Annotated in this window: 1 protein-coding gene; it reads left to right on the forward strand. The window is 51.5% G+C overall.

Features of this window, described 5'->3' with window-relative positions; translation table 11 throughout:
• The first annotated feature begins 135 nt into the window (after positions 1 to 135).
• The gene (locus DC366_RS19470; protein ID WP_133176260.1) at positions 136 to 1,296 is read left to right on the forward strand and encodes a PAS domain-containing protein; all 1,161 of its coding nucleotides are present in this window, start codon (positions 136 to 138) and stop codon (positions 1,294 to 1,296) included.
• Positions 1,297 to 1,304: the final 8 nt, after the last annotated feature.

Consider the following 1,304-nt stretch of genomic DNA (forward strand, 5'->3'; position numbering starts at 1 on the left):
AACCAAGCGGCATGAAACCTAACCCGAATGCATCTTAGCTGAGCCGCAAACCTGTCCCAAAAAGCAGGACCACTTCATAGTTATCAATTGAAATTCGCCCCCGTAAAATCCGTGCATTATCCGGAGACAAACTTGATGTTTCGATCTATCATCCAGAATAGCCCCTTTGGCGTCTGGGTTGTTGATAAAAGGGGTAGCGTCGTCTTTCGCAACAAGAGCGCTGAGGAGCTGTTGCCGCTCGGGGTAGAAGACGGCATCGGTTCAAATATTTCGGAACTGCTACCTGCGTTGTCTATTCAAGAGGGGAAGCTGTGCATTGAGTCTCTTGGGGACAGCGAGCTTGAGAACATCATCGCCATCCCGAAAGGTAGAGGAGAGCTGCGTTTCTGTGAGGTCACCCTAAGCCAGTATACGGATGTAGCTGGGCAAACATTTAACATTGTTAACATGAACGAGGTGACAAGTCGCGTGCGGGCTTGGCAGGCTCTTAGAGATCAGGAAGAACGCTGGAACCTTGCCCTGGAGGGAAGCCAGATCGGCGTATTCGAGTCTGATCTTCGTACGGGCACGGGAGTCGCTTCAGATGCATGGTTCCAACTCCTTGGTATATGTGAATCTGACGGGCGGAATTCTGACGATGAATGGCGCGCACGAATCCATCCGGATGACCGAACGACCGTAGAAGCGCTTGATGCGGAATGCATCGAAGGTCGCATCGAAAAATCCGAGGCGAAGTTTCGCATGAGGGTTGGTGATGGCTCTTGGCGCTGGATGCGTTCTATCTTGAGAGTGACGGAGCGAGATGACCAAGGGCGGGCCGTTCGACTTCTCGGCACGATGATTGATATCACGCCGCTCGAGAACGCTTTGGAACTTGCGAAAGCCCGGAAAGTTGGACTGGAAATGTTGCTGGCCAATGCCCCCGTGGCAATGGCGGTTCTCGCAATGGATGGCACATTCTTGCTTCTCAACGACTCATGCTATTCGCTCTTCGGCTATCCACGCGGTCAGCTCGAACAGAAGAAGTTCTGGAAGCTCTCGAACACAGAGACGCTTAAAAATGTTCGCGACGAAGTCGAGAGACTGCTTACCTCTGACATTAGTGCATCTCGTATCGAGCAAAGATATACAAAACCTGACGGTGAAGTGGTTGATATCGCAATTAGGCTTTCCGTAGTGCGCCGCCCGGAGCCAACGGAAACGCGTCTCATTATACAGATGGTAGATTGTCCGTCGTCAAATAAAATGGGACATCAGAGCGGCTTGAGCATTGGAGGCTCTGGCTCGTTCGTGTGATTGATTAT

Source organism: Pelagivirga sediminicola (genome assembly GCF_003072125.1).
Classification (GTDB): Bacteria; Pseudomonadota; Alphaproteobacteria; order Rhodobacterales; family Rhodobacteraceae; genus Roseovarius; species Roseovarius sediminicola.

Coding starts and splice junctions, on each gene's coding strand:
- DC366_RS19470 (WP_133176260.1), top strand. CDS start 136: ATGTTTCGATCTATCATCCAGAATAGCCCCTTTGGCGTCTGGGTTGTT.